The 22877-nt window shown below is 68.4% G+C and carries 16 protein-coding genes; 8 read left to right on the forward strand and 8 right to left on the reverse strand.

Annotation, left to right across the window (positions count from 1 at the left end):
- Positions 1 to 46 precede the first annotated feature (46 nt).
- Positions 47 to 4345: a GH92 family glycosyl hydrolase gene (locus ACZ6YV_RS21220; protein ID WP_465511246.1), complete on the forward strand. Its 4299-nt coding sequence runs from the start codon at positions 47 to 49 to the stop codon at positions 4343 to 4345.
- Between the two features lie 64 nt (positions 4346 to 4409).
- On the opposite strand, the gene ACZ6YV_RS21225 is transcribed toward ACZ6YV_RS21220, so the two are convergent.
- Both ACZ6YV_RS21225 and ACZ6YV_RS21230 read right to left on the reverse strand, forming a co-directional pair.
- Positions 4410 to 5816, reverse strand: a complete 1407-nt coding sequence (locus ACZ6YV_RS21225) for an MFS transporter (protein WP_465511247.1) — start codon at positions 5814 to 5816, stop codon at positions 4410 to 4412.
- A gap of 362 nt (positions 5817 to 6178) precedes the next feature.
- Positions 6179 to 8911 carry a M36 family metallopeptidase gene (locus tag ACZ6YV_RS21230; protein ID WP_465511248.1) on the reverse strand — a complete coding sequence of 911 codons (2733 nt, stop codon included), beginning with the start codon at positions 8909 to 8911 and terminating at the stop codon, positions 6179 to 6181.
- A gap of 204 nt (positions 8912 to 9115) precedes the next feature.
- Between ACZ6YV_RS21230 and ACZ6YV_RS21235 the strand changes: the two genes are divergently transcribed.
- The 4 genes from ACZ6YV_RS21235 to ACZ6YV_RS21250 are packed head-to-tail and all read left to right on the forward strand — an operon-like array spanning position 9116 to position 16031.
- Entirely contained in the window at positions 9116 to 10018 is a 903-nt protein-coding gene (locus ACZ6YV_RS21235) for an RNA polymerase sigma-70 factor (RefSeq protein ID WP_465511249.1), read from the forward strand.
- 31 nt (positions 10019 to 10049) lie between these two features.
- Positions 10050 to 10808 (forward strand): SDR family oxidoreductase, encoded by a 759-nt coding sequence (locus tag ACZ6YV_RS21240; RefSeq protein ID WP_465511250.1) that lies wholly within the window; start codon positions 10050 to 10052, stop codon positions 10806 to 10808.
- Positions 10809 to 10863: 55 nt separating this feature from the next.
- Entirely contained in the window at positions 10864 to 13947 is a 3084-nt protein-coding gene (locus tag ACZ6YV_RS21245; RefSeq protein ID WP_465511251.1) for a GH92 family glycosyl hydrolase, read from the forward strand.
- Entirely contained in the window at positions 13944 to 16031 is a 2088-nt protein-coding gene (locus tag ACZ6YV_RS21250; protein WP_465511252.1) for an FUSC family protein, read from the forward strand. The genes ACZ6YV_RS21245 and ACZ6YV_RS21250 overlap by 4 nt, the downstream gene beginning before the upstream one ends.
- Before the next feature lie 50 nt (positions 16032 to 16081).
- Here the strand turns inward: ACZ6YV_RS21250 and ACZ6YV_RS21255 are convergent, their stop codons facing one another.
- The 4 genes from ACZ6YV_RS21255 to ACZ6YV_RS21270 all read right to left on the reverse strand — a co-directional run bounded on the left by ACZ6YV_RS21255 (position 16082) and on the right by ACZ6YV_RS21270 (position 19176).
- The gene (locus tag ACZ6YV_RS21255) at positions 16082 to 16720 is read right to left on the reverse strand and encodes a DUF4360 domain-containing protein (RefSeq protein WP_465511253.1); all 639 of its coding nucleotides are present in this window, start codon (positions 16718 to 16720) and stop codon (positions 16082 to 16084) included.
- A gap of 278 nt (positions 16721 to 16998) precedes the next feature.
- Positions 16999 to 17640: a DUF4360 domain-containing protein gene (locus ACZ6YV_RS21260; RefSeq protein ID WP_465511254.1), complete on the reverse strand. Its 642-nt coding sequence runs from the start codon at positions 17638 to 17640 to the stop codon at positions 16999 to 17001.
- Positions 17641 to 17896: 256 nt separating this feature from the next.
- Positions 17897 to 18760 carry an LLM class F420-dependent oxidoreductase gene (locus ACZ6YV_RS21265; RefSeq protein ID WP_465511255.1) on the reverse strand — a complete coding sequence of 288 codons (864 nt, stop codon included), beginning with the start codon at positions 18758 to 18760 and terminating at the stop codon, positions 17897 to 17899.
- Positions 18757 to 19176 carry a nuclear transport factor 2 family protein gene (locus ACZ6YV_RS21270; protein WP_465511256.1) on the reverse strand — a complete coding sequence of 140 codons (420 nt, stop codon included), beginning with the start codon at positions 19174 to 19176 and terminating at the stop codon, positions 18757 to 18759. The genes ACZ6YV_RS21265 and ACZ6YV_RS21270 overlap by 4 nt, the downstream gene beginning before the upstream one ends.
- A gap of 91 nt (positions 19177 to 19267) precedes the next feature.
- On the opposite strand from ACZ6YV_RS21270, the gene ACZ6YV_RS21275 reads away from it, so the two are divergent.
- Both ACZ6YV_RS21275 and ACZ6YV_RS21280 read left to right on the forward strand, forming a co-directional pair.
- Positions 19268 to 19756, forward strand: a complete 489-nt coding sequence (locus ACZ6YV_RS21275; RefSeq protein ID WP_465511257.1) for a MarR family winged helix-turn-helix transcriptional regulator — start codon at positions 19268 to 19270, stop codon at positions 19754 to 19756.
- Positions 19757 to 19800: 44 nt separating this feature from the next.
- The gene (locus tag ACZ6YV_RS21280; RefSeq protein WP_465511258.1) at positions 19801 to 20790 is read left to right on the forward strand and encodes a malate dehydrogenase; all 990 of its coding nucleotides are present in this window, start codon (positions 19801 to 19803) and stop codon (positions 20788 to 20790) included.
- A 59-nt stretch (positions 20791 to 20849) separates the two neighbouring features.
- Here ACZ6YV_RS21280 and ACZ6YV_RS21285 read toward each other — a convergent pair whose 3' ends face one another.
- Positions 20850 to 21293, reverse strand: coding sequence for a hypothetical protein (locus ACZ6YV_RS21285; protein ID WP_465511259.1), 444 nt, complete (start codon positions 21291 to 21293; stop codon positions 20850 to 20852).
- 1 nt (position 21294) lies between these two features.
- A complete protein-coding gene (locus ACZ6YV_RS21290) occupies positions 21295 to 21654 on the reverse strand; it encodes a MerR family transcriptional regulator (RefSeq protein ID WP_465511260.1) in 360 nt (119 codons plus the stop codon).
- Positions 21655 to 21707: 53 nt separating this feature from the next.
- Here ACZ6YV_RS21290 and ACZ6YV_RS21295 point away from each other — a divergent pair, with 53 nt between their 5' ends.
- The gene (locus tag ACZ6YV_RS21295; protein WP_465511261.1) at positions 21708 to 22544 is read left to right on the forward strand and encodes an NAD(P)-dependent oxidoreductase; all 837 of its coding nucleotides are present in this window, start codon (positions 21708 to 21710) and stop codon (positions 22542 to 22544) included.
- Positions 22545 to 22877: the final 333 nt, after the last annotated feature.

Here is a 22877-nt window from a genome sequence, read left to right on the forward strand (position 1 = left end):
CTGTGCGGCGCCCAGCATGCCCCCGCGAGAAAGCATTGGTGCAACGATGCCCCGAAGCGTCAGACCTCTGGTCTGCAGCCTCCTGAGCGCCACGGTCGTGGCATCCGGCCTGGTCGCCCTCCCGGCGTCCGGTGCCGCCGCGGCCGAGGCCGTCCCACCGGACTTCCACTCGTCTTTCGAGCAAGGTGAACCGCAGCCGACGTGGAGCGACACCGTCGACGTCGACCCGTCAGGCAAGCCGAAGGCCTTCGGCGTCGACGGCGCGAACGCCACCACCATCCCCGGTGACATCCGCGGCAAGGTCACCGAGACCTCCGCCAACAGCGAGAACACCCCGAACGAGGGGGCGTCGAACCTGGTCGACGGCTCGACCGACACCAAGTGGCTCGCCTGGACCCCGACCGGCTGGGCGCAGGTCGCGCTGTCGGAGCCGACGTCGATCACGCGGTACGCGCTGTCCTCGGCGAACGACTTCGACAACCGCGACCCGCAGGACTGGACTCTGCAGGGCTCCGCCGACGGTCAGGCCTGGACGGACCTGGACAAGCAGACCGGGCAGAAGTTCTCCGACCGGTTCCAGTCCAAGGAGTACCGGCTTCCCGCCGCGAGCGCGGCCTACAAGTTCTTCCGGCTCAACGTCACGAAGAACAACGGCGGCGACATCATGCAGCTCTCGGAGCTGCTGCTGGCCAATGAGGACCCGGCGCCGCCGGCGCTGCCGAACATGCGCAGCTTCGCCGACAGCGGCCCGACGGGCGGCTACACGAACAAGAACCGGGTCGGGTTCACCGGCACGCGGGCGTTCCGCTACTCCGGCAGCCAGAAGGCGCAGGGGCACGGCTGGTCGTACAACAAGATCTTCGACGTCGACATCCCGGTGGCGGCGACCTCGGAGCTGTCGTACAAGGTGCAGCCGGAGTTCATCCGCGGCGACCTGAAGTACCCGAGCACGAACGTCGCGGTGGACCTGGCGTTCACCGACGGCACCTATCTGAGCCAGCTCGGCGCTGTCGACCAGTACGGTTTCGGGCTTTCGCCGCAGGGCCAGGGCGCGAGCAAGGTGCTCTACACCAACCAGTGGAACCTGGTGCGCTCGCAGATCGGTGTGGTCGCGAAGGGCAAGACGGTCGACAGGATCCTGGTCGGCTACGACAACCCGTCCGGCCCGGGTTCGCTGCAGGGCTGGCTTGACGACATCAAGGTCTCGGCGACCCCGACGCCGCCGGCGAGCCTGCGCCCGTCCGACAACGTGCTGACCACGCGCGGTTCGCTGTCGAACGGGTCGTTCTCGCGCGGCAACAACATGCCCGCGACCGCGGTTCCGCACGGGTTCAACTTCTGGATCCCGACGACCGACGCGGGCACGTTGAGCTGGATGTACTCCTACCACTCGCGCAACAACGAGCAGAACCTCCCGGCGCTGCAGGCGTTCTCCGCGAGCCACGCGCCGAGTCCGTGGATGGCCGACAGGCAGACCTTCCAGTTCCTGCCCTCGACCGCCACCGGTGTGCCGAACCCGGATCGTGAGGCGCGGAAGCTGCCGTTCAAGCACTCGAACGAGACGGCGCGGGCGCACTACTACGGCGTCGACTTCGAGAACGGGATCAAGACCGAGGTCGCGCCGACCGATCACGCGGCGCTGTACCGGTTCAAGTTCCCCGGTGCGGATTCGAACCTGATCTTCGACAACGTCAACAACAACGGCGGGCTCACTCTCGACCCGGCGGGCCGGGCGATCACCGGTTACAGCGACGTGAAGAGCGGGCTGTCCGCCGGTGCGTCGCGGATGTTCGTCTACGCCACCTTCGACAAGCCGGTGACCAGCGGTTCGAAGCTGTCGACCGGTTCGGGTGACCAGAAGCGGGACAACGTCCTCGGCTACCTGAAGTTCGACGCGGGCGCCGACAAGACCGTGAACATGCGGATCGCGACCTCGCTGATCAGCGTCGATCAGGCGAAGAAGAACATGGAGCAGGAACTCGCCCCGAACGCGTCGGTCGAGTCGGTGAGCGAGACCGCGGCGAAGGCCTGGGACGAGAAGCTCAAGGTCGTCGAGGTCGAGGGCGCGTCGAAGGATCAGCTGATCACGCTGTACTCCAACCTGTACCGCCTGTTCCTGTACCCGAACTCGGGCTTCGAGAATGTCGGCACGGTCGAGAAGCCGGTGAAGAAGTACGCGAGCCCGGTGTCGCCGAAGGCGGGCCAGGACACGCCAACGCAGACCGGGGCGAAGCTGGTCGACGGCGAGTTCTATGTCAACAACGGGTTCTGGGACACCTATCGCACGGTGTGGTCGGCGTATTCGCTGCTCAGCCCGGACACGACCGGCAAGCTGGTCGACGGTTTCGTGCAGCAGTACCGCGACGGCGGCTGGATCTCGCGCTGGTCCTCCCCCGGTTACGCGGACCTGATGACCGGGACCAGTTCGGACGCCGCCTTCGCGGACGCGTATCTCAAGGGGGTCAAGGGATTCGACGTCCAGTCGGCCTACGACTCGGCGGTCAAGAACGCCACGGTGACCCCGCCGAACGGCGCTGTCGGCCGCAAGGGCATCGACGAGGGCACGTTCCTCGGGTACGCGCCGAACACCGCGGACCACGGTTTCTCGTGGGCGATCGAGGGCTATGTCAACGACAACGCCATCGCGAACATGTCGAAGAAGCTCTACGACGAGGCTCCGGCGAACGACCCGCGCAAGCAGGAGTACCTGGACAACTACGGGTACTTCACCGAGCGGGCCACGCAGTACGTGAACGTGTTCGACCCGAGTGTCGGCTTCTTCCAGGGTCGTGACGCGGCGGGCAAGTTCACCCGCGCCAAGGACAAGTTCGACCCGGAGGTGTGGGGTATCGACTACACCGAGACCAACGCGTACGGCATGCGGTTCTCCGTCCCGCAGGACGGCCAGGGCCTGGCGAACCTGTTCGGCGGCAAGGCAGGACTGGCGTCCAAATTGGACGAATTCTTCGCCACCCCCGAGACGGGGCTGAAGTTCGGCAGCTACGGCGGGATCATCCACGAGATGACCGAGGCGCGGGACGTCCGGATGGGCATGTACGCCCACTCCAACCAGGCCGCGCACCACACGCTCTACATGTACGACTACGCCGGTCAGCCGTCGAAGACGCAGGCGAAGGTCCGCGAGGCGCTGTCCAGGTTGTACGTCGGCAGTGAGCTCGGCCAGGGCTACGGCGGCGACGAGGACAACGGCGAGCAGTCGGCCTGGTGGCTGTTCGGCATGCTGGGCTTCTACCCGTTGCAGGTCGGCAGTTCGGACTACGCGATCGGCTCGCCGCTGTTCACCAAGGCGACCGTGAACCTGCCCGGCGGCAAGAAGATCGTGGTCAACGCGCCGAAGAACAGCGCGAAGAACGTCTACGTGCAGGGCCTGAAGGTCAACGGCAAGGCGCAGACGTCGACGTCGCTGGCGCATTCGGCGATCGCGAACGGCGGGACGCTCGACTTCGACATGGGCCCGAACCCGTCGTCGTGGGGTACCGGCCGGGACGACGCGCCGAAGTCGATCACCAAGGGTGACGCGGTGCCGACGCCGGCGCACGACCTGACCAAGCCGGTCTCCGGCGCGGACGCGGCGTTCTTCGACAACACGTCGCGGACCGAGGCGAAGGTCAAGGCTCCGATCCAGTACCAGGTGCCCTCGACGAAGGAAGCGGGCTCGTTCTACACGCTGACTTCGGGCAAGGGTGCGGGCGACGCGAAGAGCTGGGTGCTGAAGGGTTCCTACGACGGGAAGACGTGGGCGGTCGCGGATCAGCGGACCGACCAGGCCTTCCAATGGCGTCAGCAGACCAAGCCGTTCAAGATCGCGAACCCCGCGCATTACGCCTACTACCGGCTCGAGGTCACCGCGACCACGGGCGGGGAGGCGTCGCTGTCGGAGTTCGAGGTGCTGGGCAAGCCCGACGCGGCGTGCACGCAGACCGTCACCGGCGAGCGCAAGGGCCCGCTGAGCGTGCAGAGCGGGGTGACCTGTGTGGACGCTGCGACGGTGTCGGGTCCGGTTTCGGTGGCGGCGGGCGCGAGCCTGATCGTGCGCGGCGGGTCGATCTCCGGTCCGCTGACGGCGACGGGCGCGGCGCAGATCGTGCTGGACCGGACGAAGGTGAACGGTCCGGTGGCGATCACCGGGGCGACCGGACCGGTCTCGATCGAACTGACCGAGATCGGCGGACCGGTGGCGTTGACGGGCAACAAGGGGCCGGTGCTGGCTTCCAGCACGATCGGCGGACCTCTGGCGTGCGCGGCCAACTCCCCCGCTCCGACGGACTACGACCTGCGGAACACCGTCCGCGGCCCGTCCGCCGGGCAGTGCGCGAAGCTGTAGTCCTCCGGTAAGTACGTGAAGGCCCCCTTCATTGCGCCTGGCGCTGTGAAGGGGGCCTTCACGTCTATTCGGGACGACGTCCGCGCAGGATGCCGAAGCCGACGAGGACCGCGGACAACAGCGTGAGCGCGAGACCCGCGTAGGTGGTCGCTTTCAGGAAGTCTGCCGAGTTCCGGGCCGCCGTCAGCGCGCTGGGGAAGACCAGCGCCAGGATGGTGCCGCTGAGCGCGATACCGATCCCGGTGGTGACCTCGCTGGCGGTGTCGACGAGCGCGGCGCCGATGGTGGTCCGGTTCGACGGCAGGCCGCGCATCACGTTGGTGCCCGCCACGACACCGACCACACGCATACCCACCGCGACGAGGGCGAGGGCGACGGCGATCCAGAGGTAGCCGAGCCCGCCGAAAGCGGTGTAGACGGCGAGCCCGCACACGACCGCGACGGCGCTGAGCCAGGCGGCCTTGGCGAGGCCGATGCGGGTGATCAGCGGGGAGATGAGCGCACCGCCGGCGATCAGGACGACGACCTGGGGCAGCATCCCGATCGCCGCTTCGGCGGGCGACCAGCCGAGACCGAACTGGAGGTGCAGGGTCACGAGGTAGCCGAGCCCGGCGGTCGCCAGTCCCGCCGCGGCTTTGAATGCCAGACCGCTGGACACCAGTGGCCGTGCGACGAGTTTCAGGTCCAGCAGTGGGTGCCGGGCCGTCTTCTCACGGAGGACGAAGCAGGTTCCGACGGCGAGCGCGGCCGCGGTGACGCCCCAGGGCAGAGCCGACGCGGTGCCTTCTTCGACGAAGAGCGTCGGAGCGAGCAGCGCGAGGACGATCGTCGCGGTGCCCAGGACGGCACCCGCGACGTCGATCGGGTCGCGGTGCAGGTCGGCCGGATCGTCGGCGGGGATCCCGGACCGGATGCCGAAGAACGCGAGCGCGGCGACAGGCACGTTCACCAGCAGCAGTGCCTGCCACGGCGCGACGGAAAGCGCGAGCCCGCCGGCGGTGGGGCCGAGCGCGAGCCCGACCAGGCCCACGGTCGAGATCAGCGTGGTCGCGCGGACGCGCAGTACGTCTTCGTCGAACAGGCGGAACGCGAGGGCGAGCGAGCCCGGTGTCGTCATCGCCGCCGCGACACCCATGACGGCCCGGACGGCGATGAGCTGCCACGCGACGGTGACGAACGCCGTGGCCAGGCTCGCCACGGCGAGAAGCACGAGTCCGGTGAGCATGATCTTGCGGCGGCCCACGCGGTCGGCCAGCGCGCCGAAGGCCAGCATCAGCCCGCCGAACATGACGGAATACGCACCGGTCACCCATTGCAGGGTGGTCGTCGAGGCGGAGAGCTCGCGGCCGATGGTCGGCAACGCGACGTTGAGGATCGAGTTGTCGAGCATCTCGAACAGGAACACAGCCGAGAGCCCGGCCAGCGCGGGCCACGCGTCCTTCAGGGAACGGCTCTGAACAGGGGAACGCAAAGGTCGACTCCTTCGAAGTGAAGGAGTGACGGATCATTCGATGCCGCGTATACGTGTGCTCGCCTAGGGCGAGCACGTTTCTACCCCGATGACTCGATCATACGGTATCCACGCGTGACCGGGGACGTGACTCCCGTGATCAGGGACGGAACTCACGTGACTGGAAGCCGCACTTGTGAGTGCGGCCTCTGATCACGCGAGTGCGGCCGACGATTCAGGCCAGGGCCAGGTTACCGGATTCAGGCTGCGATTTCCCCAGTACGTGAAGGCCCCCTTCATTGCGCCTAGCGCAATGAAGGGGGCCTTCACGTACTTCAGGCAGCCAGAGCGGCGATGACGCGTCGGTCCAGTGGGTCCAGCGGTCAGGCGGGAACGCCCCGCACCGCCAGTTTCTGCACGTCCAGGTACAGGCACCCGGCCGTGCTGGGCTGCGGTGAGCAGGCCTTGTCCGGGTAGAACGACAGCTGGTTGGACGAGACGGTCAGGCGCACGAACAGCACACCGGTCGCGCTGCCCGGAGCGAGCTGGAGCGCGGTGAGCTTGTTCAGGTCGGCGGGTTTGAAGTCGCCGCTGCCCGCCTTCACCCAGTTCGTGCCGTCCACCGAGGTCTCGACGGTGACGTCCTTGGCCGCGGCGGGCGGGTCGTCGCCGCAGACGTTGGACGGGTCGATCTCGATGGCGGTGACGTTGATCGGTTTGCCCAGCTTCATCGTCACGAACCGGGTCTCGATCGTGCCGTCGGGGCGGACGACCTTGTCGGTCGACCAGCCGCCACCGCCGAGCACCGAGGTCGCCGCCAGGTCGCCGGGACCGCAGCCGTACGGGGTGAAGTCGACGCCGTTGAACCCGGTGACCGCGGCACCGGCGGTGCCGGAGGCCCAGTTGAACCGCAGCGACCAGTCGGCCTTGGTGGTACCCGAGCGCACCGAGATCGCGCGGATCTCGCTGTCCACGCCGCCTCCGGAGGCGTAGACCTTCGGGTAGGTGCCCGGGAGCACGCCGGGGATGGTGTAGACGCCGGCGGCGTCGGTGACCGCGGACAGCGAGCCTCCGAAACCGGAGTCGTGCCCGCCGAACCGGATGGCGACACCCGCGATCGGGGCCCCGCCTTCGTGGTTGGTGACCTTGCCGGTGACGGTCCCGGTCGGGGTTCCCGCGGGCGGCGGGGTGGAGAAGTCCTCGGCCGGTTGGGTGTCGGCGCCGGTGATCGCCGCGGCGAAGTAGCCCATGCCGCGGGCGGCGAAGGTCTTCCACAGCTTGGCGTGCGCGCGGCCGCCGTTGATCACCGTGTCGGCCTGCAGGATCGCGTTCCGCATGTCCAGGAAGGACGGTGACGCGGGCGAGAGTTCCATCGCGCGGGTGACCAGTGCGCGCGTCAGCGGCACTCCGAGCGCGGAGCGGACGTCCCACAGCGTGCTCGCCCAGATCTCACCGTCGGCGTGCACCTCGGGGCCGCCGATGATCCGGCCGAGATCGCCGTAGGTGTAACCACCGGGGCCCGCCCCTGGCGTGCCGGGGCACTGCGGCGCACCGGCGCCGACGGGGCAGTCCAGCGGCTGGGTGCGGGCGAGGGGCACGCCGTTGCTGACGTAGTCGCCGCCGAGGAGTTCGCCGGGCGCCGAGGTGTCCTTGATCGCGTTACGCCCGACGAGGTAGTCGAAGGCGTACCAGTCGCTCCACGCCTCCCCCATCGCGCCGGACTGGAAGGCGTTCAGGGTCGAGTTGCCCTGCGCGTCGACGACGAGCCGGTTGGACAGGCCGTGAGCGTATTCGTGGTGGATGATCGTGGCGTCGTCGGCCGAGTTCGCCGCGAGGAACGGGTCGCCGGGGTCCCGGGGGTCGTGGAACAGGAACATCCCCATCGTCGGCGCGTGGCCGTCCGGTGGGGTGCCCATGAACGCGTTGTCGTAGTAGCCCGGCGTCTGGGCGCCGAGCAGGGTGTGGACCTGGACGGCGTCGCCGTCGACCTTCTCGAAGTTGCCCGCCTCGCGGGTGAAGCCGATCGGGAAGGAGGCCAGGTGGTCGTGGAAGCTCCCGACGTAGGCCAGCGCCTGCACGGCGTTCTGTTCCCTGTTCTTCGCCCACGAACCCGGTGTCTTCGGATCCCAGGAGCACGGTCTCGCGGTCGAGCACGGCGGGCCGACGGCGGCGTTGAAGTCGGTGAACTTGTACCGGTAGGTGCCGTCGGAGTTCGGCCCGATCTCTTCCTGGGGCTGGAACTTCTGGTCGCCGTTGACGTCGGCGGCGACGTGCGCGACGTTGCCGTCCAGGGTCTTGGCGTCGGCGGGCAGCCAGCCCTTCTGGGTCAGGTTGACCTGCTTCTGCGGGCCGGGCTGCGCCTCCCACGCGAGGCCTTTGGCGCCGTCGGCTTCGTTCGCGTGGTTCACCAGGTTCTTGCGGTAGAGCAGCTTGCCGGTTCCGGCGTCGGTCACCTCCTGGAACATCTTGTCCGCGGCGGGTTTGGCCAGCGTGTACCAGGCTGGACGGATCCCGTCGGCGGTGAGGAACGCGACCTGCTTGGCGTCCGGGGCAGGTGCGGCCAAGGCACCCGCGCCGAGTGACTCGGGAAGAGCGCGCACGGGTGAGCCGTCCAGCTGGATCAGCCTGCCGTCCTTGGTGACGTGCGCCTTCAACCCGTTGCCGAAGACCGGGACGCCGCCGACAGCCTGGGTGAAGGACAGATGGTGCGTTCCTTCGACGTCGACGTAGTCCTTGCGCAGGTTCAGTTTCGCGGTGTCACCGGCGCTGAGGCCGACGAGCCCTTCCTGCTCCCGCAGGTAGTTCAGCACGATGTCGCGAGGCGGCTTGGCGCTCGGTCCGGTGAGGAATCCGTCGGTGCGGGACAGGACGCGGGGGGTGCCGGTCAGCTCGTCGAGATCGAGCAGGGCCTGGTTCCCGAGTTCCGCTCGTGCCTTCGCGACGGAGTTCGCCCGGGACGCCGAGAGCCGGTCTTGCGCGCCGAGGGCACGCGGGCCGGTTCTCGCCGTGTCGCGGACATCGACGTCCTTTCCGGATCTGTCCGGTGTGGTGTGGACGGCGCCCGGTGCCGGTGCCGCGCCGGCTTGGGGCGCTGTGATCAGCGCTAACACTGTCATTGCGGTCACGGCGCACAACGAGGCACGCGAACGCGACGAACGTGACGTCACTCCAGACCCCTCTCTCGGTGGTGACGCAGACGTTCTCTTCGTACCGATACAGTCACTGTGGACGTCAGCGCCGATCAGGTACGGCCATCCCGGTGAGCGGTACCCTCGGCACCGCACTGTCCACGATGGATTCGGCGGGATTCGTAGGGGAAGATGGACGGCGCCACGGAATTCGAGCGGCTGCGGCCCGTCATGTTCGGACTCGCGTACCGCCTCCTCGGTTCTGCCGCGGAGGCGGAGGACGCCGTTCAGGACGCTTATCTGAAGTGGGCGGGCGCCAAGCGCGGGTCGATCGAGTCGCCGCGGGCGTGGCTGGCGAAAGTGGTCACCAATCTCTGCCTGAACCGGCTGACCTCGGCCAGGGTCCAGCGCGAGCGGTATGTCGGGCCGTGGCTGCCGGAACCGGTCTTGACCTCGGAAGACGTGCTAGGCCCGCTGGAGACGGCGGAGCAGCGGGATTCGGTGTCGCTGGCGATGCTGGTGCTGCTGGAACAGCTCGGCCCGGTCGAGCGGGCGGTGTTCGTGCTGAAGGAGGCTTTCGCCTACAGCCATCGTGAGATCGCCGCGATCCTCGACGTCTCCGAGGTCAACTCGCGCCAGCTGCACAGCCGGGCGCGAAAGGCGTTGGACCGGTCGGATGAGCGACGGGTTTCGAACCCGTCGCTCATCGAAGTCGAGAAGCTCGTCGAGAGCTTCCTGTCGGCGGCGCGGGACGGCGATCTGCCCGCGCTGGAGAGCCTGCTGACCGCCGACGTCACGACGTGGTCGGACGGCGGCGGCAAGGTCACCGCGGCCCGGCGTCCGGTGCACGGCGCGGCGAAGGTCGCCCGCCTCTACGCCGGGATGTTCGCCGGCGCGGCGCAGGTGTCGATCGCGGTCGGCGAGGTCAACGGCGGTCCCGCGGTGATCGCGACGGCCGGTGGGGCCTTGTACGGCGTCCTCGGGTTCGAGGTGGTGGACGGCCGGATCGCCGGGCTCCGCGCCGTCGGGAATCCGGACAAGCTCGCGTTCCTCTCACGGCAGCTGTCACGTTCCGGGTGGCCCGCCGGTTCTTGAGGGTGGAAACTCTCGTGAACGGAGGACCTGGGTGATGAAACCGATTCTGGTGACCGGCGGTACCGGCGACCTCGGCCGCGAGGTGGTGCGGCGGCTGGCGGCCGGTGACCGGCCGGTCCGGATCATGAGCAGGCGATCGCGGCCGTCGGATACCGTCCACGAGTGGGCGCGGTGCGATCTGAAGACCGGTGACGGTCTCGCCGACGCGGTCGACGGTGTCGCGGCGATCATCCATTGCGCCTCGACGCTGGGGCGCGGGGACGAGCAAGTGACGCGGAACCTGGTCGAGGCGGCGCGGCGCGCGGGCAGCCCGCATCTGGTGTACATCTCGATCGTCGGCATCGACGTGATCCTGTTCTTCTACTACGACGAGAAGCTGGCCTCGGAGAAGGTGATCGAGGAGTCCGGTCTGCCGTGGACGGTGCTGCGCGCGACGCAGTTCCACGATCTCGTCGCGCGGGCGTCGGCGGCGCAACGGCGGCTGCCGGTGACGTTCATGCCGTCCGGATTCCGGTTCCAGCCGGTCAGCACCGGCGACGTCGCGGATCGGCTGGTCGCGCTGGCTTCCGGTGAGCCGTCGGGACGGGTGCCGGACCTCGGCGGACCGGAGGTGCGCGATGCCCGTGACCTGGCGCAGGCGTATCAGCGGTCGGTGGGGCGCCGGAAGCCGATCGTGTCGCTGTGGCTGCCGGGCAAGGCGTTCCGGGCGTTCCGGGCGGGCGGCAACCTGGCCCCGGGGAACGCGACCGGTGTGGGCACCTTCGAGGAGTTCCTCGCTTCCCGCGTTTAGTCCTCTGGACGCGGCACACCGAGCCGGGCTCACGCGTGCGAGTTACGGTGACCGGGTGACGATCACCGGGTTCTTCTCCTCCTTCGAAACGGGTGATCCGCAGCCGGTGGATCCGGCTCTGCGCGTCGGCACCGGGCCGGGGTCGTCGCCGACCGCGAAGGCGGGCGTCGGGTTCACCGGCGCGCACGCTCTCCGCTACGAGAACACGCTGCGCGCGACGGTGTTCGAAGTGGACATCGAGGTCACCGGCCACACGGAACTGTCCTATGTGGTCTTCCCCGAGGCCGAGACCGACGCGGTGCCCAGCTATCGCAGCACCTTCGTGGCCTTGGACGTGGAGTTCGCCGACGGGACGGCCGCCGGGTTCAGCGCCGAGCGGCAGGGCCTGGACAAGACGCTGTACGTGGACCAGTGGAACCTGGTTCGCCGCAGGCTGGAGGGGTTCGCGGGACGGCGGATCGCCCGGATCGTCCTGGTCAGCGAGCCGCCCGACGGCGCGAGCGCGGGCTGGGTGGACGACGTCCGGATCACCGAGCGCGCCGTCGAGATCCGCGAGCCGGTCGATCACGTCCGCACCACCCGCGGCACGCATTCCAGCGACAAGTTCTCGCGGGGCAACAACTTCCCCGCGACGGCGGTCCCGCACGGCTTCAACTTCTGGACCCCGGTCACCGACGCGGGCGTCACCAACTGGCTCTACAGCTACCACCGGCACAACGACGCCGAGAACCGCCCGGCGCTGCAGGCTTTCGCGCTGTCACATCAGCCGAGCCCATGGATGGGTGACCGGCACACCTTCCAGGTGATGCCGGGGATCGGCCCGGTCGAAGCGGACCGGTCCCGTCGCGCGCTCGCGTTCTCCCACGACGACGAGATCGACCGGCCGCATCACTACGGTGTCCGGTTCGCCGACGGCATCACCACCGACATCGCCCCGGCGGATCACGCGGCGCTGTTCCGGTTCACCTTCCCGGGTGATCGCGGCTGGCTGCTGTTCGACAACGCCCGCAACCGAGGCGGGCTGCGCGTCGACGCGGCGAAAGGTGTGGTCAGCGGCCACACTTGGGTCCGCAGCAGGTTGTCGACGGGGGCGCGGCGGATGTTCGTCCACGCCGAGTTCGACGTCCCGGCCGAACGCGGCGCGAAGATCCGCCGCCCGGCCTGGCGCACGGTGACCGGGTTCCTGGAGTTCGCCGCCGGCGAGGTGACGATGCGGATCGCGACGTCGCTGATCAGCCTCGCGCAGGCGAAACGGAACCTCGACCTGGAGATCCCCGCCGGGACGGGCTTCGAGCAGGTCCGCGACGAGGCCCGCGCGCGGTGGGCGGAGGTGCTGGACCGCGTCGAGATCGAGGGGGCGACCGAGGACCAGCGCACCACGTTCTACTCCAATCTCTACCGCCTTTTCCTGTATCCGAACTCCGCGCACGAGGACACGCCGAAGGGCGTCCGTCACGCGAGCCCGGTCATCCGCAGGCTTTGGCCGAGTACCCGAACCAGGACCGGCGCGAAGGTCGTAGACGGCGAGATGTACGTCAACAACGGCTTCTGGGACACCTATCGCACCACGTGGCCCGCGTACGCCCTGCTGACCCCGGGCCGGTGCGGGCGGATGATCGACGGGTTCGTCCAGCAGTACCGCGAAGGCGGCTGGATCTCGCGCTGGTCCTCCCCCGGCTACGCCAATCTCATGACCGGCACCAGTTCCGACGTTGCGTTCGCCGACGCGTACCTGAAGGGTGTGCGCGGATTCGACGTCGAGGCCGCCTACGAAGCGGCGCTGAAGAACGCGACCGTGACGCCGCGCGGGCAGAGCGTCGGCCGGAAGGGCCTGCACGAGTCGATCTTCCTCGGGTTCACCCCGACATCGGTCCACGAAGGCCTGTCGTGGGCGCTGGAGGGCTGTGTCAACGACTTCGGCCTGGCCAATCTCGCCGAGGCGCTCGGACACCGCGACGACGCCGCGTACTTCCGGCAGCGCTCGCAGCAGTACGCGAACCACTTCGACCACCTGATCGGGTTCTTCCAGGGCCGCAACCGCGACGGCAGCCGTCACTTCGCCGCCGAGGGCTACGACCCCGAGGCGTGGGGCGGCGACTTCACCGAGACGAACTCCTGGAACACCGCCTTCTCCGTGCCCCACGACGGCGCCGGGCTCGCCGCGCTGCACGGCGGCACCGAGGCACTGGAGTCCAAACTGGACACGTTCTTCGCGACCCCTGAGACCGGCCGCAAACCGGGGTCCTACGGCGGGCTGATCCACGAGATGACCGAGGCCCGCGACGTCCGGATGGGCCAGTACGGGCATTCCAACCAGCCGTCGCACCACATTCCGTGGATCTACAACCACGTCGGCGCGCCTTCGAAGACGCAGCGGATCGTGCGGGAGGTCCTGCGGCGGCTCTACGTCGGCGGCGACCTCGGCCAGGGTTATCCGGGCGACGAGGACAACGGCGAGATGTCCGCCTGGTACGTCTTCGGCGCGCTCGGGTTCTACCCGCTGGCGATGGGTAGCCCCGAGTACGCGATCGGCTCGCCGCTGTTCACGAAGGCGACCGTCCATCTGGAGAACGGGAAGGACCTGGTCGTCAAGGCGCCCGGCAACACGGAGGACGCCGTGTACGTCCAGGGGCTGACGATCGACGGGCAGCCGCACGAGAGCAGCACCCTCGCGCATTCCGCGCTGGCCGAGGGGGCGGAGCTGGAGTTCACGATGGGCGAGCAGCCGTCGGACTGGGGCCGCTCCCCCGCCGAGCCCGCCGCCCCGGGCCCGCTCACGGACATCACGGCGGGCTCCGGTGCCCTGTTCGACGACACCACCAAGACCGAGGTCACCTTCTCCGAGCGCGAACCTGTCATCGACTTCCCGGTCGCGGACACTGCCCGCGACGTCGTGATGTACACCCTGACCTCGGGAAGCCGCCGGGGTGACCCGCGTTCGTGGGTGCTGGAGGGATCCGGAGACGGGGAGGACTGGGTGCTGCTAGACCAGCGGGAAGGTGAGACGTTCCGGTGGCGCCGTCAGACGCGGCCCTTCGCCCTCGCCGAGCCCGCGCGGCACGCCCGATACCGTCTTCGCATCACCTCGTCCACCGCCAGGCGGGTCACCCTCGCCCAAGGAGAGCTGCTCGCCCGATGATCTCCCGCATCACCCAGGCCATGACCGACCGTCTGGTCGCCTCCGATCCCGGCCTGGTCCGGCTCCGGCTCGCGTTCTCGGCCGTGCTCAGCATCGTCGTCGCGGTGCTGGCCATCCTGCCGTTCCACCAGCCGCTCACGATCACGCTGGTCGCCGCGATCGCCGCGATGACCTCGGCTTTCACCGTCAACGACTCGACCCCGGGGCAGCAGGCGGTGACGCTGCTGCTGGGATTGGTGCTCGGCGCGGCGTCGCTCACCGCGGCCAGTGTGGGTTCGGCGGTGCCGCCGCTGGACAGCGTGGTGTTCGTGCTGTTGATCTTCGCCGCGGTCTACGCCCAGCGTTTCGGTTCACGCGGGATCGCGCTGGGCTCGCTGTCGTTCTTCCTGTTCTTCTTCGCGATGTTCCTGCAGACGCATCTGAAGCAGGTCCCGGTGTTGCTGCTGGCGCTGACCATCGGTATCGCGGCCAACGCGGTGGTCCGGTTCGTCCTGGTGCGCCGGCATACCGACGCGGAGTTCCTCCGGATCCGGCGGGCGTTCCGGGCCAGGCTCGCCGCCGTGGTGCGCGCGGCCGAGGACCATCTCGCGGTGGGCGGCAGCGAGCGCACCCGCAAACGGCTCCGCACGACGAACTCCCGCATGCACGAGTCGGTGCTGCTCATCGAGGACACCGCGCCCGAGGTGACCGGCGCGGACTCGGCGAACCGGCTCCGCCGCCGGGCGATCGAGGTCGAGCTGGCGGTGCAGTGGCTGACGATCACCGTGCAGCGCACCTGTGCCGAGGACCTCGACGAGGACGTCCGTGACGATCTGATCGCGCGGATGCGGCGGTTCCGGTCGCTGATCGAACGCGACCCGCGCGAGCTGCCGCTGATCAGCGAGACCGAAGAGTTCAGCAAGATGCTGGTGGAAGGCAGCCGGATCGACGAGCACGCCGCGCCCGGTGACGGCGTCCGCCGCGCGCTCGCCGAACTCGCGTTGGCCGACGTGCGGGCACAGCGGGTCGCCGAGCACGACGTCTCCGATACCGCCGACGATCCCGCGGATCCCGACGAGGAGAAGTCGGCGGCGTTCGCCTACGACAACCAGACACGCAGTGCGATCCAGGCCGTGGTGGGCGGCGGGCTCGCCGTCTTGGGCGGGGAGCTGGTGTCGAGCCAGCGCTGGTACTGGGCGGTGCTGACGGTGTTCGTGGTGTTCATCGGCTCGTCGACCGCGGGGGCGACGTTCGTCAAGGGCGTCCGGCGGCTCGGCGGCACGCTGATCGGGATCGTGGGCGGGCTGGTGCTGACGCTGGTCGTGTCGGGCAGTGTGCCGGCGACGCTGGCGCTGATCCTGGTGTGCGTGTTCGGCATGGTCTACATGGCGCGGGTGTCGCAGGTGATCATGGCGTTCTTCGTCACCAGCATGCTCGGGTTGCTCTACAGCCTGCTGGGGACGTTCAGCCTCGAGGTGCTGTGGATCCGGGTCGCGGAGACCGCGGTGGGCGCGGCGGCCGGAGTGCTGGCGGCGGTGGTGATCATGCCGGTGCGCACCCGCGCGGTGATGCTGGACGACGTCTCGGCGTTGCTGGACGAGCTCGACGAGTTCGTCGAGAAGGCCGCAGGCCTGTTGTCCGGCGCGGAGAACGTGAGTGTCATCGAGAAGTCGCGTGATCTGGACAGGGCGGTGGACAAGGTCCGCACGACGATCGAACCGCTCACCCATCCGGTGAACCTCAGCAGCCGCCGTGACTACGGCTGGCATGTGCTCACGACGGTGGAGACGATCGCCTTCCGCGCACGGCACGTCGCGGCGCGGTCGCAGGCCGGGCTCCTGGTCAACGAAGCGGACCGGCTGCTGCTCTACACCGGGCGGATCCGGGGGAACATCGCGATCCTGGGCAAGGCGATCGGCGATCCCGGCGGTTCGGGGCACGGGACACTGGTCCGGGACGACGGCACGCCGGTGGCGGACCGGATCGACGATCCGCAGGCGCGTTCGGTGCTCACCAGTCTCGGACATCTCGACGAGACGGTGATCGCGCTGGGCCGCGCTTTCGGGGTCGAGGCCACGGATCCCGCGCCTTCCGGAAAAGGGTGACGGCCTTCTTCGTCGAGGTTCGAAGAAGGCCGCCGCCTCAGGGATCGGTTCTACGGTTTGGGACAGTTCTTCCACGAGAAGTGGTAGGTGGTCTTGATGGCGCCGTCGGTCGAGTCCATGGTGACGAAGCTGGTGGTCTTCTTCGGATCGGAAGTGCCGACCGCGGCCCGCAATTCCGTGTTGATGTTGAAGTTGCGGTCCTCACCGCAGGGTTTGTAGACGATGGCGCCGACTTCGATGTTGTCGGTGAACTGCCAGTTGTCCTCCAGCGGGCCTTTGAGACTATGGGAGACGTAGGACGTCGGGGAATTGCCCTGGAAGTAGTAGTTGGCTCGTTCCACTCCGCTGGCACCCGCGACCAAGGAAGCGAATCCCCGGTAGTCGGTGCCCGCGATACCGTAGGTGAATCCCTGCGGCACGTGGACATAGAGATTGAGTTGACAGTTCTTGCGCAGATCGGTCGGCTTGGCGCCGACTCCGACCTGGGCGGTGTATTCGCTGTAGGTAACCGTGAACGCGGTGTTGTCCGGCGATACCGAAATAGCCGCTGTACCGGGTCTGCATCCGGTTCCGTTGACCGTCACGACGTCGATGACTATCTTGTCGGCGGGCAACGGAGGCGGCACCCATCCGCTCGGGGTGACGACCGAGGAGAAAAGAGTTACGGCAGCAACCAGCACGTTGAGCATGGGATCCTTCCCAAAGCTTCCACACGGCGGGAACCGGGCAGGATTCGATGTCAGCGAGACGATCTTTCCCCGGCCCCCGCCGATCGGAGGAAAATGGACTCGGTCACCGGAAACCGGGGTGACCGCCGAAAATGGGGTCGTCCAGAAGACTCGCCGCCGCCGGACAGGGCGGCGACGAGCGGAGAAGTCCTCGTACAGGGCGGCCAAGGCCCTGACCAGGTATGGGAGGGACGGCCTTCTTCCGGACCGGGAAGCAGGCCGTCACCCTGGGGACGATGTCAGGAACTCGGGCAGATCTTCCACGAGAAGTGATAGGTGGTCCTGAACGCGCCGTCGGTGGAATCCATCGTGATGAAACTGGTAGTCTTCTTCGGATCCGACGAACCCGCGGCGACCCTCAGTTCCGTGTTCACGTTGAGATTCCGGTCCTCGCCGCACGGCTTGTAGATGATGACGCCGCCTTCGGCCTCGTCACGGAATTGCCAGTTGTCCGAAAGCGGCCCGTTGATGGGGTGGCTCACCTGCGCCGTCGGCGAATTTCCCTGGAAGTAGTAATTCGCCCGCTGCAGCGCCTTGGCACCCGATTCGAGCGAGGCGAATCCTCGGTAGTCGGCGCTGGCGATACCGTAGGTGAATCCCTGCGGCACGTGGATGTTGAGGTTCAGCTGGCAGTTCTTCCGGAAGTCGGTCGGCCTCGAGCCGACGCCGACCTGCGCGGTGTATTCGCTGTAGGTCACGGTGAAGGAAGTGTTGTCCCTGGCGACGGCGACCGCGGAGGAACCCGGCGGGCAACCGGAGCCGTTGACCGTGACCACGTCGATGACAACGCGGTCGGGCGGCGGCCCCGGCGGCGACGCCAAGCTATTCGGTGTTATTATCGATGATAATAGTGATACGGCGGCAACCACTGCATTGAGCATGGGGTCCTTCCCAAAACTTCCACACGGGGGGCGGGGAACTGGGCGGACTCATGTTAGCGAAACGATCTCCACGATGCCGCCCGCCGATCGGACGAAACCGTCCCGGCAATCGGTTCATGAATTGATATTATGGTCTGTAACCGTTTTCCGGGGACGGCGAGAACGACGCCATCCCCGGAAAACACCACCCGGTTCGCACGATATGGAAATGGTGTTCGCGGTTCGCTGTTGACGATTCCGGGGAGACAGAACCCGTTCAGGCCGCGACCAGGCTCGCGGCCTCGCCGAGCACCGCCACCGCGTCCGGCCGCCACGGGCCCGCGGTGATCACCACCACATGGTCCAGCCCCCATGACGCGAACTCGGCGCACCGGCGGGCGAAGTCCTCCGAGGACTCCCCCGGAGCCAGCCGGGTGGCGATGGTCTTCTCGATCTCCTCGACGGGCCGCCCGACGTCGGCGCAGTGCCGGGCGAGGACGTCCAGGTGCCCGCGGACGGTCTTGCCACCGTCGGGGACGTCGAAGAGATTGCACGCGTCGGCGTACTCGGCGACCAGCCGCAGGGTCCGTTTCGGCCCCGTGCCCCCGATGAGCACCCGCGGCCGCCGCACCGGCAGGGGGTTGTTCACCGGCCGCTCCAGCCGGTAGTGGCGTCCGGTGAACGCGGAGGAGTCGCCGTCCCACATCCGGCGGGCGATCAGGAGGGTCTCCTCCAGCCGCTCGAACCGTTCGGCGACCGGCGGCAGCGAGAGTCCCATCGCGCGCGCCTCGTCCTCCTGGTAGCCCGCGCCGATCCCCAGCCAGGCGCGGCCCCGGGAGAGGACGTCCAGTGTGGTGACGGCTTTCACGAGCAGGGCGGGCGCGCGGAACGTGGCGGCGCTGACCATGGTGCCGAGTTTGATCCTCGACGTCGCGGAGGCCAGGAAGCCCAAGGTCGTGTACGCCTCCAGCATTTCCGAGTCCGGGTCGCTGCCCGGCGCCGTCTGCAGGAGGTGGTCGGCCACCCAGAGGGTGTCGAGGCCGCCCGAGTCGGCCACCTTGGCGACCTCGACGAGGTTGTCGACCAGGCCGGCTTGCCCGCCAGGCCAGGAGAAGTCGGTGACACTGACACTGATTCTCACGGGTTCACCTTCTGAGAGGTTTCGGGGCGCGCGAAGGGCGGCGGCCCGCCGATCGGGCTCAGGTGGATGCCGGCGATGAGCCAGCGGTCGTCGTCGCGGACGAACACGTGGGTGACGCGGAACCGGCCGTCGACCCGGTTCCCCTGGTGCGTGCCCTCCTGCGCGTGCACGCCGACGGACACGGCGGCCGCGCCGTAGTCGCGGACTTCGACCTCGGCCCAGTCGAGTTTCTCGGTGACCAGGTCGCCGCCGCGGTAGCGCTGCAGCCACTGCGGCTTCCCGAGGACGAAGCCCAGCGGCCCGACCAGCGTGAAGTCGGCCGCGGTCATCCCGTCGAGTGCTTCGGTGTCGCCGCGGACCTCGGCGTCGGCCCAGCGGGCCCCGAGGTCGCGGATTTCGTTCTCCGTACCGCCCATGACGTTTCCTCGCTCTCGTTCGATGTCCTCAACGTTAGATATCGAACGATTCGATGTCAAACCCTTCGATTGATGCGCTATGCTGGGAGACGTGCAGAAACCGACCACGGCCCCCATCGGCGTCGTCCTCGCCAAGACCGCGAAGACCGCCGGGCGCGCCTTCGACCAGGCCCTGGCCGCCGACGGCGGCTCACAACCCGTCTGGCAGATCCTGATCACGCTGAAGACCCGGCGCGTGGCGAACCAGCGGGAACTCGCGGCCGCGGTCGGCATCCAGGGCGCCACGCTCACCCACCACCTGAACGCCATGGAGAGCACGGGCCTGATCACCCGGCGGCGTGACCCGGACAACCGGCGGGTCCATGTCGTCGAACTCACCGAAGAGGGTGAAACGGTCTTCCACCGCCTCGCGAAAGCGGCGATCGCACACGACAAACGGATCCGCGCCGGATTCAGCGACGAAGAGATCACCACACTGGCCGGGCTGCTGTCGCGACTCGCCGCGAACGTCGCCGGTGGCGGCATCGATCAAGAAAACAGTGACTGGACGCACCCGAACGGCGACTCGGGACAGGACTAGCATCGCGGTACAAAGTCGATGTCGCCTCAAGCTGGAGAACCGCAATGACCCAAGCCCCTGTCAACGTCACCGTCACCGGTGCGGCCGGCCAGATCGGCTACGCGCTGCTCTTCCGCATCGCGTCCGGTCAGCTGCTCGGCCCGGACACCCCGGTGAAACTGCGGCTCCTGGAGATCCCGCAGGCGGTCAAGGCGGCTGAGGGCACCGCGATGGAACTCGAAGACGGCGCGTTCTCGCTGCTGGCGGGCATCGACATCTTCGACGACCCGAAGCAGGCTTTCGAGGGCGCGAACGTCGCCCTGCTGGTCGGCGCCCGTCCCCGCGCCAAGGGCATGGAGCGCGGCGACCTGCTCGAGGCCAACGGTGGCATCTTCAAGCCGCAGGGTGAGGCCATCAACGCCGGCGCGGCGAGCGACATCAAGGTCCTCGTGGTCGGCAACCCGGCCAACACCAACGCCCTCATCGCGCAGGCGCACGCGCCCGACGTCCCGGCCGACCGCTTCACCGCGATGACCCGCCTCGACCACAACCGCGCCCTCGCGCAGCTGTCGAAGAAGCTCGGCGTACCGGTGACCGAGCTGAAGAAGGTCGCGATCTGGGGCAACCACTCCGCGACCCAGTACCCGTCGATCGCGCACGCCGAGGTGTCCGGCAAGCCCGCGACCGAGGTCCTCACCGACCAGCAGTGGCTCGCCGACGACTTCATCCCGACCGTCGCCAAGCGCGGCGCGGCGATCATCGAAGCCCGCGGCCTGTCCTCCGCCGCGTCGGCCGCCTCCGCGGCGATCGACCACGTCCACACCTGGGTCAACGGCACCCCCGAGGGTGACTGGACCTCGGCGGCGGTCGTGTCCGACGGCTCCTACGGTGTCCCGGAAGGCCTGATCTCCTCGTTCCCGGTCACCGCCGCGAACGGCGAGTACAAGATCGTCCAGGGCCTGGAGATCGACGACTTCTCGCGTGCCCGCATCGACGCTTCGGTCAACGAGCTGGCCGAAGAGCGCGACGCGGTGAAGAAGCTCGGCCTCATCTGAGCCTGAACCACCCGTGAAAGGCGGCCGTGTCCCGAGGGGCACGGCCGCCTTTCACGTTGTCAGGCGAAGAAGGCCCGGGCAGGCCGGGGCACCCAGAGCAACGCGACCAGCACGACCTGGACGAGACCCACGACCGGGATGACGACGTGGAACATCGGCGAGGACGTCCACGAAAACACGCTGAACATCAGCGAAAGCACCTGCGTGGCCGTGATCAGCCGCCGTGTCCACGTCCGCCCCGTCGCGAGCTTCCACGCCGGCACCACGCACAGCACCAGCAGGATCCCGTGGAACACGGCGCCGGACTCGATCGCCACCGAAGCGGAGCGAGCGACTTCGGCCTCGCCGAAACCCGGGTACTGCTCCGCGATCTGCGCACGCAGCGCGCTCTCGTTCGCCCACAGCACCAGCGGAACCACCAGATGGCTCACCGCCACCGCGATCAGCAACGCCCGGGACAGCCGGACCGCGCCCGGCACCGATTCCCGCGTGACCATGCTCATGTCAGCTCGCCCGCCGATCCGCACCGATGATCGTGTCGAGGTTCGCGCGAGTGGTCTCCAGCTCGCCGATCGCGTCGTCGATCCGGTTCCGCTGCTGCCGCAACGCCTCGACTAGCTCCGGGCAGTCAGGCGTCAGCCAGCCGTCCTCGTCGACGATGCAGGGCAAAATCTCCTGGATCTGCGCGGTGTTCAGCCCGGCGGCGAGCAGGATCCTGATCCTCCGCACCGCCGCGACGTCGGCCTCGCCATACACGCGATAGCCGCTCGGCCGCCGCTGTGGGATCAGCAGACCCTGTTCCTCGTAATACCGCAACGCGCGCTCGCTGACGCCCGTCCGCCGCGCGAGTTCCCCGATCCGCATCCGCATCTCCCGACTTGACTCTCACGTCAATGTCAAGGTTTACCTTAGCCGCCATGACCACCGTGACCGTCCTCGGACTCGGCCCCATGGGACACGCCCTCGCCGCCGCGTTCACCGCCGCCGACCACTCGACCACCGTCTGGAATCGCACTCCTGGCAAGGAAAACGGCCTCACCGCCACCACCGCGGCCACTGCCACCGACGCGATCACGGCCAGCCCGCTCGTGATCGTCTGCGTGCGGGACTACGCCGTGGCACAGTCGATCCTCGACACCGACGCGCTCAAAGGCCGCACCCTGGTGAACCTCACCGGCGGATCACCACAACAGGCCCGGGCGATGACGGAATGGGCCACCGAACACGGTATCGACTACCTCGACGGCGTCATCATGGCGACCACCGACGCGATCGGCGGCCCGGACGCGGCCCTGTTCTTCAGCGGCCCCGCCGACCTCTACGAAACACACCGGCCCACCCTGGCCGCACTCGGCGAGAACGCGCGATACGTCGGCGACTCCCCCGGCCAGGCCGCCGCTTTCGACGCCTCCCTGCAGGACATGCTCTGGACCTCCATGAGCGGCGTGGTGCACATGTTCGCCCTCGCCAAAGCCGAAAACATCGCCGCCGCCGACCTCGCCGGACACGCGAAAGCACTGCTCGGCTTCTTCCCGGACATGATCGACCTGCTCGCCGAACAAGTCGGCACGGGCCACTACCCCGGCGAACACGGCACCCTCGACTCCACCGCGGCGACCATGGACCACATCCTCGACGCGATCCGCGCGCAGAACCTCGACAACGGCGTACTGTCCGCCGCCCGCGCCGAAGTACAGCGAGCCCTCGACGCCGGACACGGAGCGGACGGCTTCGGCAGGCTCGCCGCGCTCTAGGACCGGAACTGCCGCGCCTTGATGCCCTACTGGCCCATCTTCCGGTACAGCGTCGCCCGGCCCATCCCAAGCTGCCAAAGGAGCAAGGAAAGTCCCCCTCGCCCTAGGTTCGCTGAGTCGCCGGTGAAGGCCTCCTTGCCTACCCTGAAGGTAGTGAAGGACCCCTTCCCTCCGCTCAGCCGAGGAAACTCGACCTTCACACCTTGCTGTGGGTAAGCGCCGGTATCGGTTCGGTCGCAGTGGTGGGGGGGGGGGGGGGGGGGGGGGGGGGGGGGGGGGGGGGCCCCCCCCCCCCCCCCCCCCCCGACCCCCCCCCCCCCCCCCCCCCCCCCG

It is taken from the genome of Amycolatopsis sp. NPDC102522 (assembly GCF_055584485.1).